12 protein-coding genes are annotated in these 15,640 nt (G+C 45.3%); 1 reads left to right on the forward strand and 11 read right to left on the reverse strand.

Going from position 1 to position 15,640, the window contains the following annotated elements; genetic code table 11:
* Positions 1-86 precede the first annotated feature (86 nt).
* On the forward strand, positions 87-788 hold the full coding sequence (locus MOX91_RS03435) for a hypothetical protein (protein ID WP_370396679.1): 702 nt from the start codon (positions 87-89) through the stop codon (positions 786-788).
* 80 nt (positions 789-868) lie between these two features.
* Here MOX91_RS03435 and MOX91_RS03440 read toward each other — a convergent pair whose 3' ends face one another.
* The 11 genes from MOX91_RS03440 to MOX91_RS03490 form a co-directional block, all read right to left on the reverse strand.
* Complete coding sequence (locus tag MOX91_RS03440; protein ID WP_370396680.1) at positions 869-1,900, reverse strand: ABC transporter substrate-binding protein; 1,032 nt, start codon at positions 1,898-1,900, stop codon at positions 869-871.
* Complete coding sequence (locus MOX91_RS03445; RefSeq protein WP_370396681.1) at positions 1,897-2,673, reverse strand: ABC transporter permease; 777 nt, start codon at positions 2,671-2,673, stop codon at positions 1,897-1,899. The genes MOX91_RS03440 and MOX91_RS03445 overlap by 4 nt, the downstream gene beginning before the upstream one ends.
* Positions 2,670-3,581: an ABC transporter permease gene (locus tag MOX91_RS03450; protein WP_370396682.1), complete on the reverse strand. Its 912-nt coding sequence runs from the start codon at positions 3,579-3,581 to the stop codon at positions 2,670-2,672. The genes MOX91_RS03445 and MOX91_RS03450 overlap by 4 nt, the downstream gene beginning before the upstream one ends.
* 15 nt (positions 3,582-3,596) lie before the next feature.
* Positions 3,597-4,718 carry an ABC transporter ATP-binding protein gene (locus tag MOX91_RS03455; RefSeq protein ID WP_370396683.1) on the reverse strand — a complete coding sequence of 374 codons (1,122 nt, stop codon included), beginning with the start codon at positions 4,716-4,718 and terminating at the stop codon, positions 3,597-3,599.
* 119 nt (positions 4,719-4,837) lie between these two features.
* Complete coding sequence (locus MOX91_RS03460; protein ID WP_370396684.1) at positions 4,838-5,221, reverse strand: Fur family transcriptional regulator; 384 nt, start codon at positions 5,219-5,221, stop codon at positions 4,838-4,840.
* A gap of 104 nt (positions 5,222-5,325) precedes the next feature.
* Positions 5,326-7,467 carry a ferrous iron transport protein B gene (gene feoB / locus MOX91_RS03465; RefSeq protein WP_370396685.1) on the reverse strand — a complete coding sequence of 714 codons (2,142 nt, stop codon included), beginning with the start codon at positions 7,465-7,467 and terminating at the stop codon, positions 5,326-5,328.
* Positions 7,468-7,504: 37 nt separating this feature from the next.
* Complete coding sequence (locus MOX91_RS03470) at positions 7,505-8,176, reverse strand: metal-dependent transcriptional regulator (RefSeq protein WP_370396686.1); 672 nt, start codon at positions 8,174-8,176, stop codon at positions 7,505-7,507.
* 61 nt (positions 8,177-8,237) lie between these two features.
* Entirely contained in the window at positions 8,238-10,088 is a 1,851-nt protein-coding gene (locus MOX91_RS03475) for a hypothetical protein (RefSeq protein WP_370396687.1), read from the reverse strand.
* 234 nt (positions 10,089-10,322) lie between these two features.
* Positions 10,323-11,516 (reverse strand): DUF3142 domain-containing protein, encoded by a 1,194-nt coding sequence (locus MOX91_RS03480; protein ID WP_370396688.1) that lies wholly within the window; start codon positions 11,514-11,516, stop codon positions 10,323-10,325.
* A 10-nt stretch (positions 11,517-11,526) separates the two neighbouring features.
* Positions 11,527-11,973 (reverse strand): NanQ anomerase/TabA/YiaL family protein, encoded by a 447-nt coding sequence (locus MOX91_RS03485; RefSeq protein WP_370396689.1) that lies wholly within the window; start codon positions 11,971-11,973, stop codon positions 11,527-11,529.
* 95 nt (positions 11,974-12,068) lie between these two features.
* A complete protein-coding gene (locus tag MOX91_RS03490; protein ID WP_370396690.1) occupies positions 12,069-15,632 on the reverse strand; it encodes a ThuA domain-containing protein in 3,564 nt (1,187 codons plus the stop codon).
* Positions 15,633-15,640 lie beyond the last annotated feature (8 nt).

The raw sequence follows: 15,640 nt of genomic DNA on the forward strand, positions 1-15,640 counted from the left end.
TCAGGCTGAAAAATGTTTTATATGTAAAACAGGCTTTTTAAGAAAAAGCTTGTAAAAATTACAATTACGCTTAATACAATAAAATCATGAAAGCGTTAAGAAACATTTTTATAATTATTGCATCGATTGCGATAAGTTTTTCCGCCGCGCACGCCCAGCGCAGTAAAACCACAAATGCCGAAATCAAAACAAAGCTTCTGCAAAATATCGTAAAAGAAAGCAATGGCGATGTAATTTTAAAAGTCAAAGTAAATCCCACAAAAGAAATTCTTGAAAAAACAAGGGATATTCCGACTTCTCTGCTTGTAATGCTCCTTTATGTCGATCCTAAAATGGATTTGGAAAGGTACAATAAAGTAATGCAAAAAGACGCGGGCACAAACAAGGTGCGCAGTGTTTCCGACATTTTGGAAGCAACCGACAAATACCTGTCGGCAAACAATATGCAGTTAAAGCAAATCAAATTTTCCGCAAACAACGCAAGGCTTAAACTCGACCAGGGCTTGCCGCTTTTCATTTCGCTTTACAGTTCCGGAGACTATGGCAAAATCGCAGACCGCGAAAAATCCCGCTTAGCCGCAACCGACATTGCCGCGTGGAAAAAATCTCTCGGCAAACTCCAACTAAAATCGTTCAACCTAAATAAAAACCTAATCACATTCGCCCTGATGCAAGGCTACAACAAGCAAACAGGAGAATTTTTAATTTTATTTAACGGAAAAAAGCACTGGTTTACCGAAAGCGAGCTGAAAAAAGTAATCTCAAACTGCCACGAACTTAGAATTTAAAGCTCACAATTTGCAAAACATTGCCGAAAAAAACCGCGCCGAAAAGCGCGGTTTTTTGCATAAAAATTTCGGGAGAGAAACTACATTTTGATTTCGTCCCAAATTTTATTGTATTTTTCGTTATCCGCGCCCAAGTCCATAATGACTTCGCTCTTATTCAAAACTTCCTGCGGAATATTCATTGCGGGAGCGTTTCGCAATTCTTCGGGCATAAGCTTTCTGGCTTCGGTATTCACCGCGTCGTACTGCGAAAATTCCATATTTTGAACTGCAATTTCAGGCTCTGCCATGTAATTCATAAAAGCATGAGCCAAATCCGCATTCTTTGCGTCGGCGGGGATTGCCCAGTCGTCGCAAGAAATCGAAAGCCCTTCCTTCGGGAACATGAGTTTAAGATTCGGCTTTTCCAAGAGAACCTGCGCAAGGTCTCCGCTATAACCGTGCACCAAAACATACTCGCCCGTTGCGATGCCCGTTTTATAGCCTTCGTTGTCAAACTTGGCAACATTTTCGCGCCACTTCAAAATTGTTTCCTTTGCCTTTTGAAGCTCCGCTTCGTTTGTGGAGTTGAAGCTGAATCCGTTTACTTTGAGCGCAATGCCGATAAGCTCCCTTATGTCGTTTAGCACGGTGGAACGCTTTTTAAATTCGGGATTTGAAAACACGTTCCAAGTGTCGGGCAAATTTTTGATTTTGTCGGCATCGTAGGCGACAACCGCATAGCAAACCATGTACGGCATGGAATAATCCATGTTCTTGTCGAGCGCGTTGTTTTTTAAGAAATCTTTATCGATATACTTTTGGTTGGGGATTTTGGATTTATCGAGTGGCAAAAGCATTTTTTGGTCGTTCATTATTTTTGCCATATAGCTCGAAGGCTGAATGAGGTCGTAGCCCGAACCGCCCGCCTTTATCTTGGCGTACATCATTTCATTTGAATCGAAGGTGTCGATTATGACCTTGCAGTTAAACTCTTTTTCAAAACATTCAACAGACTCGGGACTTATGTAGTCCGACCACATATAAACATGTAAAACGGGCTTTTTGGGGCCGCAACCAAAAAAAGCGAGCGCGCAGGCGCAAGCCAAAACTATCGAGATGATTTTTTTCATTTATGACTTTTCTTGTTTGTTATTATTTGACCGGCTATCGCAACCGTAAAAGTAAGCGACATAAAAATTACTGAAAGCGCGTTGATGATTGCGGGGCTGCCGTGCTTCATCATCGAAAAGACCTTTACGGGCAAAGTCGTGCTGCCGGGGCCTCCCACAAAGAAAGTCACCACAAAGTCGTCCATCGACAACGTAAACGCCATCATTGCGCCCGCCGCTATTCCGGGCCACAGCAAAGGCAGGAGGATTTGGCGGATTATCCTGCCCCAGCCCGCGCCCAAGTCCTGAGCGGCCTGTATTATGCTGAAATCGAAATCTTGAAGCCTCGCAAGAACAGTGAAAGCCACATAGCTTACGCAAAATGTTGTGTGCGCAATCACAACCGTGACAAGCCCCAAGTCCGCACCAATGCTCACAAACAATAATAGCAGGCTTATGCCCATCAAAATGTCGGGCATAATGAGAGGAGCGTAAACAAGAGTATAATTCGCCTCTTGAAGCTTGGTTTGAAAGCGATGCAACGCCCAAGCCGACAGCGTCCCGAGAATGGTTGACAATATCGTCGCGCAAAACGCGATTATGAGGGTGTTCAAAGTCGCGTCCAAAATCGCCGCATCATTAAAGAGAGCCTCGTACCACTTTAAAGAAAATCCCTTCCACTCCCCGCCAAACCTCGACGAATTAAACGACTGCATGACAAGCGTCAAAATGGGAATGTACAAAAACGCGAGCGCAAACAGCGTCACCAAAAGCGAAGTAAAACGCGATTTCATCTTTCCCCTCCCATTCTCGCCTTGATAAACGACTTCAAATTTTTGCGGTTAAACGCAAACCAAACGGCTATCGGCGCGATGATGATTATCGCAAGCACAGCGGCATAGGCGGCGGCTTCGGGCAGATTTCTGTTTTGCATTGCTCTAAGGGCGATTTTGTTGCCAATCAATTCGTCCGAAACACCGCCAATCAAATCGGGAATTGCGTAAGAGCCGAGTGCAGGAACAAAAACAATCAAAAGCGCGGTTATAATCCCCTTTTTTATCCCGGGAATAAACACGGAGTAAAAAGCCTTGAACCTGCTCGCGCCCAAGTCGCGTGCCGCCTCCAAAAGCGCGAAGTTGAATTTTTCGGCAGCCGCATAAACGGGCAAAATCGCAAACGGCAAAAACGTGTAAACCGTAACCGCAATGACTGCCCCCATATTGTTAAGCAAAAACACTTCGTCTGACATTCCGCAAAAAATCAGACTCTTGCGCAAAAATCCGTCGGGATGCAAAACGAGTCTCCACGCAAAAATGCGGATGAGAAAATTCGTCCAAAGCGGCAAGACGAAGAAAAGCAAAAGCCAAGGTCTTATCTTTCTGTTTGCGCATGCAATGAAATACCCTACGGGGACGGCAAACAATATGCAAATTACGGTAACCGCCGCGCTTACCCAAATGGTGCGCCACAAAATCGCGACATAATTTGAAGATGCGACCCTTTTTACCGTCTCCAAAGTCCATTCACTGCCAATGCCTCCCGCAGAATCCGCACAGTGGAATGCGATTGTAAAAATTAAAATTGACGGGATTACAAAAAACAAGACGAGCCATAGCGCAGTAGGCATTGTCAAAAAGATTTCCACAAAAGATTTTGACGAGGAAGGGCGCGCCAAATTATTTTTTAAAGGTAAATCCGCCATTTTTCCCGCCTCCCGCTAACTTTCGCCGTTTTGAGACACGCCCGCAAGCATGTTTACGTCGTCCTTGTGCCATGCAATCCAAACTTCGTCGTTCCAAGTCGGCTGACGCAAGTCGAGATAACACCTGTTGTGCTGTTGGCGCACGCAAATTCGCTTGTCGCCGGCAATGACCCAGTAATTTGTCTGCGCCCCCTGATATACAATGTCAACCACTTTCGCCTTTATCAAATTCATTCCGCTTGCGGCTGAATCGGCGGGGCGTTCCATGTAAACTCGGAACTTTTCGGGGCGCATGCTGATTGTAACGTTTGCGCCAACATCGAGCCTGCTTTCGTTAAAAAACGCAAATTCACCAAAACCGAACAAGTCTATCTTGCAATATTCGCCGTCCAAACGCTCAACGACTTTCCCTTCAAAGAAATTTGTGTCGCCGATAAACTCCGCGACAAATTTCGTGCGCGGGCTTTCGTAAATTTCGGCAGGAGTTCCGATTTGCTCGATGCGCCCCTTGTTCATGACCGCAATTCTGTCGCTCAAGCTCATTGCTTCGGTCTGGTCGTGGGTGACATAAATAAAAGTGATGCCGACTTCGTCGTGAATTCTGTCAAGCTCCAAAAGCATGTGCTGGCGGAGCTTCAAGTCCAACGCCGCCAAAGGCTCGTCCAACAATAACAGCGAAGGGCGGTTAATCAAAGCCCTCGCAATCGCAACCCTCTGTTTCTGCCCGCCGCTTATTTGGTCGGGACGCTTAAATGCATGCTCCTCCAAACGTATGAGTTCGAGCATATTTTTTACGCGCTTTTCAATTTCAGACTCCGGAATTTTTGCAATGCGCGGTCCGAAAGCTATGTTGTCGTAAATATTGAGATGGGGAAAGAGCGCATAGTTTTGAAAAACGGTGTTGATTTTGCGCTTGTTGGGCGGGAGAGAGCTTATGTCTTTGCCGTCCAAAAAAACTTTTCCCGATTCCGGTTCTTCAAAGCCCGCGGCAACTCTAAGCATCGTTGTCTTGCCGCAACCGCTCGGTCCCAACAAAGAAAAGACCTCGCCTTTATTCACATTCAAGCTTACATCATACACCGCGCGATGAGTTCCGAATGTTTTATTTATATTTTCGAGCTTAAAGAAACTTTCCATCTCTCATAAAAACAAAAATAATTTATCTTTTTAAGAGACAAAATTCAAACCATTTTTTTTATTTTTACAAACGTTTTTTGATATTTTTTTACATATCCGAAATTTGGGAGAAAAAATCCCTACTTACCGCAGGCACATTTTTTGCAATAGCCAAAGACGATGTATTTTACCGACGTAACCGAAAAGCCGGATTTTTCGCCCAATTCTTTTTCTATTGAACCGTCAAGCTTCATGTCGAAATCGAAAATTTTTCCGCACTCGAGGCATATTGCGTGGTGATGGTCTTCCAAATTGAAATCGTACCTATCCGCTTCGCCCGCGAAACTTAAACGTTTTAAAAAACCCATGTCGGAAAGCGCGTTCAAATTTCTGTAAACAGTGGCAATTCCGATGTCGGGCAATATTTCCTTCATCGCCACAAATACCTCCGCCGCGCTCGGATGGTTAAGCTTGCCCGAACGCATCAGCTTCAATATTTCATCTTTTTGCCTTGAATATTTCATTTTTAATTTTTCTGGCTAAACAATTAAGATAATCATTCTCACTTTTCAAGATAAATATTTAATACTAAAAAAAATACATAAAATACCGCATTACTTGCGAAAATTTAAAACATGAGAGCGACGTTGTAAAAGACAAAGCACACCGCATATGCAAGAGCCGTAAGCCCCAATACCTGCATTGCCGCAAGCTTGACAGAGCGCGTCTCGGAGTAAGTTGCCGCAACGGTCGCAATGCACGGCATGCTTATCAGGATAAAAAGCAGTATCGACATTCCCTGAAGAGGCGTGTAGTCGCGCTCCAACTTTTCACGCAAAGGCATAGAATTTTCGGCGTCGCCCTCGCCGACTCCGTAAACTATGCCAAGCTGCGACACAAAAACTTCCTTTGCCGCAATCGCCCCCAAGAGCGCGCTCGAAATTTTTGCGTCGAAGCCAAGAGGTCTTAGCGCGGTTTCCAAAAACCTGCCCGCCCTGCCGCTAACGGTATAGTCAAAAATCTCCGCCCTGCGCTCGCCGAGAATGGAGCTTTCAAGCTCGGCTTTCTTTTCGTCCGACAAAGAAGCGTTGTTTTGCACTTCAGCAATCATCGCGTCATAATCTTTTTGAAGAACGGTTTTTTCCGGGAATGTCGCCGCCGCCCAAAGAATGACGGAAGCACCCAAAATCAAAGTTCCCGCCTTCTTTAAAAAAGCCCAGGCTCTGGAACATATTTGAAGCAGAGTGTTATACGGACGCGGAAAACGGTAGGCGGGCAATTCAAGCACAAACGAAGAATCCGCCCCTTTGAAAAAGCTCAGCCTCAAAAGCTTTGCCAAAACAAAAGCAAGAACAATTCCCGTCAAATATATACAAAACATCGCAACTCCCCTGTATTTTTCGGCAAAGAAACAGGGAATGAGCAAAATGTAAATCGGAAGCCTCGAACCGCAGCTAAAAAGAGGCAAAACCATTATGGTTGCAATGCGCTCGCTCCTGCTTTTTAAACTCCTTGTCGCCATGATTGCGGGAACGGAACAGCCGAACCCAACGAGCATGGGAATCAAACTTGCGCCGCTAAGCCCGAAACGACGCATCAGCCTGTCGCATAAAAATGCGGCGCGCGCCATGTAGCCCGAATCCTCCAAAATAGAAAGAACCAAAAACAGCATCAAAATATTCGGCAAAAACACCAAAACACCGCCGACTCCGCCTACAATTCCGTCCACAACAAGCGACTTGAAAAATCCGCCGCCAACCCAAACAGAGTTAAGCCAAGAACTTAAAGCGGCAAATGCGTCTTCCATATACCCCATCAGCGGATCGCCGAGGGCAAAGACGAACTGGAATGTCAAAAACATCAGAACAAAGAATATCGGCAAACCCAAATATTTGTTTAAGAAGAGCTTATCTAAAAAATACAACTCCTTAGGGCTTTGGGTTTTGGTATTTTTGCCAAAGAGCGTTTTTCTTGCGATGTCGTTTGCAAGCTTAAACCGCGCGGCGGCAATCAAACCCGCGGGAGTTTCGCCGAAGTCGCTTTCGATTTTTCCGCAAGTAAATTCTATGGCGTCGGCAAGCTCTTTTGATGAAGCGCGGATTTTTTCCAAAATGGACTTGTCGCCTTCCATTGCCCTTATCGCAAGCCAATGCGCCCAATCCGCCGACTCTTTCGGCAGGCTTTTGCCAATCAAGTGGGAAATTTGCGAAACATCGCTGTAAAGCGGCTTGTCCTTAAACTTCGACCACAAAAAATTAGGCTCGCGCTTTTTCAAAAACGCATCCAAAAGGAAAAGCTTTAAAGACGCCGCCGATGAAGACTTGTAAGCCACGCTCTTTACGACGGGAACGCCCAAAAGATTTGAAAGCTCCTTTTCGTCGATAAACTGCCCCTTGCTTTCAAGCTCGTCCGTCATATTCAAGACGACCGCCATCGGCAACCCCATTTCCGCAAGCTGGATTGTCAAAAACAAGTTGCGCTCAAGATTTGACGAATCCATTACATTCACAATCAAGTCGAAATCGCCAGAAGACAATGTGTCGCGCACAACTTCCTCCTCCGCCGACGAAGGCGATATGTTGTAAACGCCGGGCAGGTCTTCGACTGAAATCTTTATGCCGCCCACCTCAAAAGTTCCCGTTTTTCTTTCGACTGTGACGCCCGAATAATTGCCGACGTGCGCGTTGCCGCCGACAAGGGAATTAAATATCGTGCTCTTGCCGCAATTCGGATTGCCTACCAGTAAAAATCTTAAAACTTCACTTTCCATTTTCTGTTAGCCACCTCTAACTTTGCATTAAAAAAAATCAGACAGGTTTGACTGTTATTGATTTTAACTGCGATTTTCTTAAAGAAATTTCTGCGCCCCTGACCTTTAAAACGACGGGGTCTCCAAGAGGGGCGACCCTCGCAATCTCGACCCTGCTTCCAATCACAATTCCCATGCCCGCAAAACAAGCCACATCGCCCAGCGATTTGTCAACCGCAAGTATGATTCCCGCCTGCCCCGTTTTTAAAGAAGAAAGCAAAACCGCATGCTTGCAATGCCGCGCGCAATCCTTTTCCCCGAAAGACGGGCAAGAGGCACACGGATTTGTGAGCCCTTTCACGAATTTAGAGAATTTGCTCATGATGGAGTCATCCATAATATGCTCCATCTTGCAGGCGACCAAGTCGGCTTCGCTCGCCTGAACGCCTAAAATGTCGGTAAAAAATTCGCGCAAAAGCGCATGCTTTTTGCTTATGGAGCTTGCATGCTCTTCCCCGTTTTTGGTGAGGGAAACAGGCTTGTACTTCTCGTACTCCACAAGCCCCTTTGCCGCCAAAGAATTTAAAGCCGAAGTCACCGAAGGGCGTTTTACCTTCATTTCGCGCGCAATGTCGCTCGGGCGCACAGTGCCTTCCCGAGAAGAAATGTTCTGGATTACTTCCAAGTAATCTTCCAGATTCTCCGATAACTTTTGACGCTCTTTTGCCATTTTTTTATCCGAATAATAGAAGTTAGGATTACCTAACTTGTCAATCTTAATTTGAAAAATTTTACAACTGCTTATACGGATAAAATTTCTTCAAATCTTCCAAAACAGCTCTCGGGTTTTCCTTTTCCTTGGGCATCCAATGCTTTTCCCATGCGTATTCGCCCTCTTTCGTACCTCGGCACCGCTTGCACAGGTTTTTATATGCAATATCAATATATTCCGAATCCTTCAACTTCCAATGCGAAGATACATACATCCTTGCCGCCAAAGACTTGTCGGGCATAAGATCTGCGGCTTTCAAGGCATGGTCAAACGCCGTGTACAAGTATTTGGGATAAGGACGCGCTTCGTAGCGGTATTCGGGTCTTCCGCTGTCGTAAAATTCCAAAAACATTTCAGCCGCGCCCTCGCAATAAAGCGTGAATATTTCCCAGTTCGCAACCGACCTGATTTCTGCGGGCTTTGATTCGTCTTTTGCGATTTTCATTGCATCTGCGAAAGTTTCCATAAATTCGACGTATTTCTTGTCGCCGCTAAAATATTTTCGCGCATTCTCCAAAGAGTTTTCCTCTTTCAAAATTCTAAGCGTCAAAATAGCCCGCACAAAATTTGCCTTGGGAGACTTGTCTTCAATATTGGCATCTGCATAGTTTTTGAGTTCGCCCAAAGTGAGCACTTTTTCGCAAATATAGGCGGCGTCCAAATAGTAATCCGCATTAAAGAAGCATTCCATCGCCCCGATTTTATCCTGCAAATTGAATTTCAAAAGCCCGTATTCCGCGATGAGCCGCGAGCGCATGGGGTCTTTATTTTCAATATTTCTTAAAACCAAATGGCGTTCGCTGTTAAACTCGCCATCATTTGAGCGCAAACAAAAACCGTTTGGCAAAAAACCCCAAAAGTAAAATTCATCCTCATTAAATTTTGCCAAACTGCCGTCCGAATAGTTTTTTATGATATCTGAAATAATTTGAGCCGCCGCTTTGTAATCTTCATTTCTTATCAAAAACTTAGACTTGACCCAGCGGACAAGAGGCTCGTTTTCATCGGCAAGCGACAATACTTTTTCCGCCTTTTCATATTCGCCCGCGTTGTAAAGCGCAAAGGCAATTTTTCCGCCAAAGGGCTTAAAGGACAGTCCCTTTTTCTCTAAAATTTCAACCCAAAGCAAGAGCAAATCGCGTTTATCATACGGGTTTCTGCCCGACACCAAATAAGAAGTCGCAAGTTCCGCAAAAACGGGATTGGACGCCATTTTTTCCAAATTCACTTTGACGCACTTTTTAAGCGCAATCATCAAGCTTTCCTCAGATTCGCCCCAAACAATTTCGGTATATTCGCGATCTTTTAAATCCGACAGATTTATGATTGCGTATCTGTCAAAATAAATTTGCAAGGCTTCAAAATATTCCGCCCGCGCCAAATGCCACATTGCAAGATAGCCGTCGCTTTCAAAAGCGAGATTTTGAGGGTCGGGACACCCTTCGTCAAAAAGTTTTTCGACATCTTTATACGCAGTCAACACTTCTTCCGATTTTGGATTTTTCTTTTGCAAAGAGCGCATCACCATAAATGCGGCTTCCATTTTGCGCACATTTTCAGGCATATTTAAGGCATTCTCAAAATGCTTTTTTGCCTCGTCATATTTTTTTTCGACATACTTAATCGCGCCAAGTTCGTACTCGAAAAGCTGGGGCGATATTTTGCCTTTCAAATTTTGAAATTCCGCAACGCAAGACATGAATTTTGAGATAGCAATGCCTGTATTGCCGCTATCTTCCCAATAAAAATCCCTATGGGAAGAAATTTCCTCTTTGTATTCGGAAAGGCTCTTGCGGTATTTAACGTAAATCGGATTTTCCTCTTCGGGCGTTTTTTCGCGCGGCCGCGATGCTTCATATTTTGCCTTCATTTTTGGATTTTGCAAAGCCCCTTCCATATTGTTTCGCAAATTGTTTTTTAAGCGGAACAAATACCCGTGCGCCAAAGCGGCATTGGGATTACTCCAATTAATATCAAAGCTGTTTTCCGGCCCGCAATAAACGCAAGCGAACGCACATTGCATAGATGCAAAAGTTAAAACCGACATTAAAATTTTTTTCATAAACATTCCTCTTTATATATTAGCGGCAAAATAAAAAATCTCTCATTTTTTTATCCAGCCTATTTTAATTTTTTTATTTGGCTTTAATTTAAATGTTAAATCATCGCCGTTTTTCAAAATAACTCCGCCGTCGGTTCTGCCATTAAAAACAAAACCGCCTACGCCCTCGCAGTACTTTGCGTTTTCGATTTTGCAAAACGCCTTAAAAGGCGCGCATAAATCCACATTGCCCGTGTTTTCAAGAAAAACATCATAAACATTTCCCGCTTCCGCCGTAAAAACCCTGTGCGACAATTTTAAATTTTCCCCTTGTGCAAGAGATAAAAGCGTTTCGAGCGACCAGTTTGAAATTTCATTCCCGCACGGAAGCCTGAAATAGATTTCCCCGCAAAAATTTTTCAGCTCTAATTCTTTGATTGAAAGCAAAAGCTTTTCGACCTCAAGGGGATTTGAAGATATTTTTTTAATCCTAAGAGAAGCCCTTTCAGAAACTCCCGCAAAATTTTCAGACAAGACTCTGGATAATTTGCCGTTTTCGCCAATCTCGACAAAATGTGAATAAGTGGGAAGGGCAACCATAAATTTTTTCCCGAATTTGTCCGCGCGACGAATTTCCGAAAGCGCATTTTCAAAATCAAAAATTTTAAGCCCGCCGCCGTAGTTTGCGATGTTGTGGATTTGGAGCGTAAAATAATCGCAATGCGTTACCGCCTTTTCAAAATTCTTCGCGTTCATTTGCGACGGAACGGCAGTTATGGAAAGGGAAAGATTTTTTGGCAAAACAGCGCGTATTTCTTCAAGCCACAACGCATAAAATACAAGCTTGGATTCGGGACAATCAAAGTCGATTTGAATTTCGTCAATTCCAATGCTCTCCGCCGCTTTCAATGCGCAAAAACGAACCATTTTAGAAATTTTCGGGGCGAGCGCGGCATACTCTTTTTCTGACGCTGAAAGCCCTGAAATTCTTATACAGGCGATTTTTTTTACTTTTAAGCCGCGCAAATAATCCGCATTTATAGGAATAAGCGCAAGGCGCGGCTTATTGCCTCCGCCAAAACTTATTTTTGCCTGCAAAAAATTTACGGCTTCAAAATGCCGCGCCGCAATTTCCAAAGATTTTCCCGTATCTTCATCGTAGCTTTGACGCCACAAATAAACTTGCGCGGCTTTGCAAAATTGCGCGGCAAAAAGCGCGCAGAAAATAGCAAACGCAAACCTCAATCCCCCAAACATTTTAACAATTTCAAACGGGAATTTTAACGACGACTTTTTGGACTTCGCAAGGTTCGCTTCCCGCGATACAACCCGGACGGTGCGCGTCTTCGGGGAAAAACACCGCAAATTCCCCCGAATGCAGAATGCAAAATTCCTCCATTTCGCCCTTCAAAAATTCGGCGTCTTTTTCGCCGTCGTAAACTTCGGAAACTTCAAGGGAGTCTTTCGAGCCGAAATGGATTTTTTCTTCGCCTTTTGCCAAAAACTGAATGTCTATAAACTTCCTGTGGACTTCCGATTTTTTTTCACATGCGGGCGCGGTTTTGTAGGTTTGGCAGAGATAGCGCACGCCGTTTTCTTCAATGTTTTCCGCTTTAAAATTCTTTGCAATTTCAGCAAGGACTTGGAAAGCGCGCTCAAAACAAGGGTGAATTTTTGAATACTTTTTTGAATTTTCGAGTTTGGCTTTTATCATGATTCAAGCTCTAAATTTTTTTTTGAAAAAATCAAATTAAATTGCGCAAAAAAATCCGACGCATTTCGAGCGTCGGACTTTCGGAGTTTTCAATGCTACTTGACCTCGATTTCGTGTATCGACCAATAGCCGCCGCTTTGCTTGTTGTTTTCAATGCGGAAATATTTAGCCTTCACGGGTTTTTCGAGCTTCAAAGTGTCTTGTTTCATGTCGCGCTTGTAGTTGATTTTTACTGAATCCATTTTTTCAATGGAATCGCCCGCAAAAACGGTCGGGCTTAACACCCTGTCGCCCGTGGAATCGCCGAGAAGCAAGGCGATTTCTGAAACAGAACGCGGATTGTCGAATGCAATCATAAACCACTGCCCGGGCTCGCGCGCGGCATTTGTGGACCAGCGGGAATTTATGTTGCCGTCAAAAGCGTCCTTCGGGTTTGCGCCGCTGCTTGAGCTTGCGGAAATTCCGTTTGCGACTTTCTTTAATCCTTCCTTGTAAACTGACGGATCATTTACAAAAACGACTTCGTGTATGCTCCACCAGTTACCGCCTTCGCCGTTGTTTTCAACGCGAACCATCTTGACTTTACGGGGCTTATTAAACTTCAAAATTACAACGCCTTTTTCCGTTTTTACATCGCACTTCACTTCATCAAAGTCGTCCAAAGTTTCTCCCGCAAAGAGTTTCGGGTTCAAAGTTACGTCTCCCGCAGAATTTGCCGAATTTAAATGGATTTCGCTCAAGAACCTCGCCTTCGGAAGTTCAAACTGAATCCACTGCCCCGGCTTGCGGCTTTCCCCAGAACTCCATCTCGAACCGAGATTGCCATCGAATGCCGACTTCAATTCGCCGGAATTTTTAAAGCAAGTGCCTTTAATTCCGTTCGGCAATTCTTCCATTTTGAAGTTTGCCAAATTCAAGCGCCTCAACTTTTCAACTTTCTTTGCGTCCGATTTTTGCACGGCGTTTTTGATTATGTAGTCGGCGGCGGAATGGTCGGGCAATCCCGCATTTGCCAAGATTGTCACGATAGCCGACTGCACCGCCTTGCGCTCTTCGGGATTTTTCAACGATTTATCAAGGGAAACCAGCGGTTCAAGAGCGGTTTCGTTGTTCCATTTCGATATTTCCGAAAGAGCCTGCTTTTGCATGTTCGACTTGAACGCGTGCAAGCACATTTTTACGCCCGCATCGGAATTGTTCGCCGATGCAAAACGCATGAATTGCGACTTTTCGGCAGGCGTTTTGGCGGAATCGAAAAGCTTTGTCGCGGCGGCAACCATGTCGTCGTCGCAAGCGCGGCGCGAGCAAGTCACCATCAAGCCCATCGCAGGACGCTTCAAGCCCTGCGGCAATGTGTTGTAAATCTCGGCGGTTCTCACGAAAACTTCGCTGTTTTTCAAAACCGCGTTTTTAAGAGATTCGAAAGCTGCCGCTTTCACACTTTCGTCGGCATTGCCCTTGATAATGCCAAAGATGAAGTCGGCGGCAGAAGAAGAGTCGAGTTCGGAAATCACAACCTTCATAAAATCGCGCTCCCTGCCTTCAAGCTTTTCGGAAAACGTGGTAAACTTTTGCAGCTTGTTTTTGATTTTCGCGGAAGCAAGAATGAACGCGGCATTGCGGAAATCGTTGTTTCTTTCATATAGGGGGACGAACGAAACCGCCTTTGCAATACCGTCTTCAACGCCGAATTTTGAAATAGCTTCGGTTATGGCTACGGCTGTTCCCGCAGTCTTTGGCTCGACTTTCAAAATATCTTCCAAGCCTTCGCCGCGCTTAACCAATGCGTAAATCATTTCCGCCTTGTCCTCTTCGGGAAGATTTGCAAGTGACAATTCAGCGGGAATTTTGACGCTTTTGTTTTCGCCCAAAACTCTGATTACGTCGCGTGTTAAAACACCGCCTGAAACCTTGCCTTTTTTGACAAGCTCAATAGCCGCCAAAGTGCGCAAGTTGACGGGGGCGTTTTTGTCGGAGGCAATTTCATTGGCAAACTTTTCAAGCGCAGGTTTGTTTAGTTCGCCGTTTGCAAAAATAAGCTCCGCGCAAAGGTTTTTCACCATCGGATTTTTTGCGGACTTGTAAGCATCAGCCAATGCGGGCAAGGTGTTCGGAGTTTCCAAACGGGCGATTGCAGAAGCCGCAGTCCAAGCCATTTTTGTGTCTCCGGACTTGTTTGCCGACGCAAACTTGCCTTTCAAAAATTCCAAAATAGAAGAATCTTTGTGGTACGACAACGCCGTGACGGCATCGCGAGCGATATAGTCCGCCTTATTGGAGGAAAGCTTCTTTAAAACCGAAACCGCGTCCTTATCCTTTGAACGAGCCAAAGAGATGAACAAACTTTCAGTGTAAAAGCGCGACTTCGGGTCTTTGTCAACACAATCCCTTGCTATGATTTCGCCCACGTCCGCCGCGGTAGAATTTGCGGCTGTAACCTGCAAAAGTTCGGACAAAATTTTGCGGTAGCGGTTTGTTCCGCTTTTCGCCTTTAATTCCGAGACGCAAATTTTTTCGACTTGCGAAGCCGTTTCAGGAGACTCGGATATCGCCTGATACGCGCGGAAGAACACTGTTTCTATCGGACCGAGAGAATCTCCGTAGTCGATGTCGCGCAAAGTTTTAACAGCGTTGACACTTGCGGCAGCAAGAGCTTTTTTCTGAACTTCGCTTCCAAGCGGAGTTGCGTCTGCGGGCAAATCGCCCGATGCGTACTGCAAGCCGCGCATGTACATTTCGCAAATTTTGGGATTGCGCCAATATACATCCAAGCGATGCCCGAACGCTCCGTAGAAAATTCTGCCCTTGCCGAATTTCTTTACCCACGAAAGCCCGAAGTCTTTGTTTTTGCGGCGGGTTTCCAGCATGGGGTCTCTGCCGCCGTCTTTCGGGCTTCTGTCGAAGTCAAGCGAAAGCAAAATGCGCTGCTTGTCGCGGTCGTAACCGTACTCTTCTATGAACGTGTAGATTTCATCTTGGATTTTAAACTCGTTGTTTTCCCACAAGCCAAGCAAAGTAGGATGGGACGGGTCTTCAACCAATACTGTCACCGCCGAATTGCCCGCGCCCCACGGGTGCCCCGCAAACCTGCCGCCCATCATGACGGGATACGCGGGGAACTTTTCGCCGGGATTTGAATTGTCCTTGCAGTCCATGGCATCGCATGCCGCGTGCATACCCATAATGCCGCCGCCTTCTTCGACGTACTTTATGAGATTGTCGCGATACTTGATGTTTGCGGCGGTATCGGCATTCTTTTCCGCGCCCGACATTTTTTCGCGCTCGTCCCTGTAAGATTCAAAGAAACGCCCCGTGCAGTTGTTGATGATTACGCAGTCGTACTTCTTTAAATTTTCAAGCTCGAAGTCTTTTACATCTTCGGAAAATTTTACTTTCCACATGCCGTCCGAACGCGCCACGAGAACTTTCATAAGCTCGTTGAAAGCGGGAATGCCCTCTGTGTGGCGGAAGCCCTCCGTTCTGCTCCAAACAAGGAAGTTGCGGATTTTTTTAGGCTTAACATGAAGTTTTTTGGGCGCGGCGTCGGCGGTCATTTTAACCTGCTCGGCAGTTAAGACCACGTCGGGCCTTTCATAGTGCTGGGCAAATGCCGCTCCCGCAAAGAGAGCGCCAAGTGCCATGATAAAAGATTTTTTCATAAAAATTT

Origin of the sequence: Intestinicryptomonas porci (assembly GCF_033971905.1) — a bacterium.
Taxonomy (GTDB): Bacteria; Verrucomicrobiota; Verrucomicrobiia; order Opitutales; family Intestinicryptomonadaceae; genus Intestinicryptomonas; species Intestinicryptomonas porci.

Coding starts and splice junctions, on each gene's coding strand:
- MOX91_RS03435 (WP_370396679.1), top strand. CDS start 87: ATGAAAGCGTTAAGAAACATTTTTATAATTATTGCATCGATTGCGATA.
- MOX91_RS03440 (WP_370396680.1), bottom strand. CDS start 1,900: ATGAAAAAAATCATCTCGATAGTTTTGGCTTGCGCCTGCGCGCTCGCT.
- MOX91_RS03445 (WP_370396681.1), bottom strand. CDS start 2,673: ATGAAATCGCGTTTTACTTCGCTTTTGGTGACGCTGTTTGCGCTCGCG.
- MOX91_RS03450 (WP_370396682.1), bottom strand. CDS start 3,581: ATGGCGGATTTACCTTTAAAAAATAATTTGGCGCGCCCTTCCTCGTCA.
- MOX91_RS03455 (WP_370396683.1), bottom strand. CDS start 4,718: ATGGAAAGTTTCTTTAAGCTCGAAAATATAAATAAAACATTCGGAACT.
- MOX91_RS03460 (WP_370396684.1), bottom strand. CDS start 5,221: ATGAAATATTCAAGGCAAAAAGATGAAATATTGAAGCTGATGCGTTCG.
- feoB (WP_370396685.1), bottom strand. CDS start 7,467: ATGGAAAGTGAAGTTTTAAGATTTTTACTGGTAGGCAATCCGAATTGC.
- MOX91_RS03470 (WP_370396686.1), bottom strand. CDS start 8,176: ATGGCAAAAGAGCGTCAAAAGTTATCGGAGAATCTGGAAGATTACTTG.
- MOX91_RS03475 (WP_370396687.1), bottom strand. CDS start 10,088: ATGAAGGCAAAATATGAAGCATCGCGGCCGCGCGAAAAAACGCCCGAA.
- MOX91_RS03480 (WP_370396688.1), bottom strand. CDS start 11,516: ATGTTTGGGGGATTGAGGTTTGCGTTTGCTATTTTCTGCGCGCTTTTT.
- MOX91_RS03485 (WP_370396689.1), bottom strand. CDS start 11,973: ATGATAAAAGCCAAACTCGAAAATTCAAAAAAGTATTCAAAAATTCAC.
- MOX91_RS03490 (WP_370396690.1), bottom strand. CDS start 15,632: ATGAAAAAATCTTTTATCATGGCACTTGGCGCTCTCTTTGCGGGAGCG.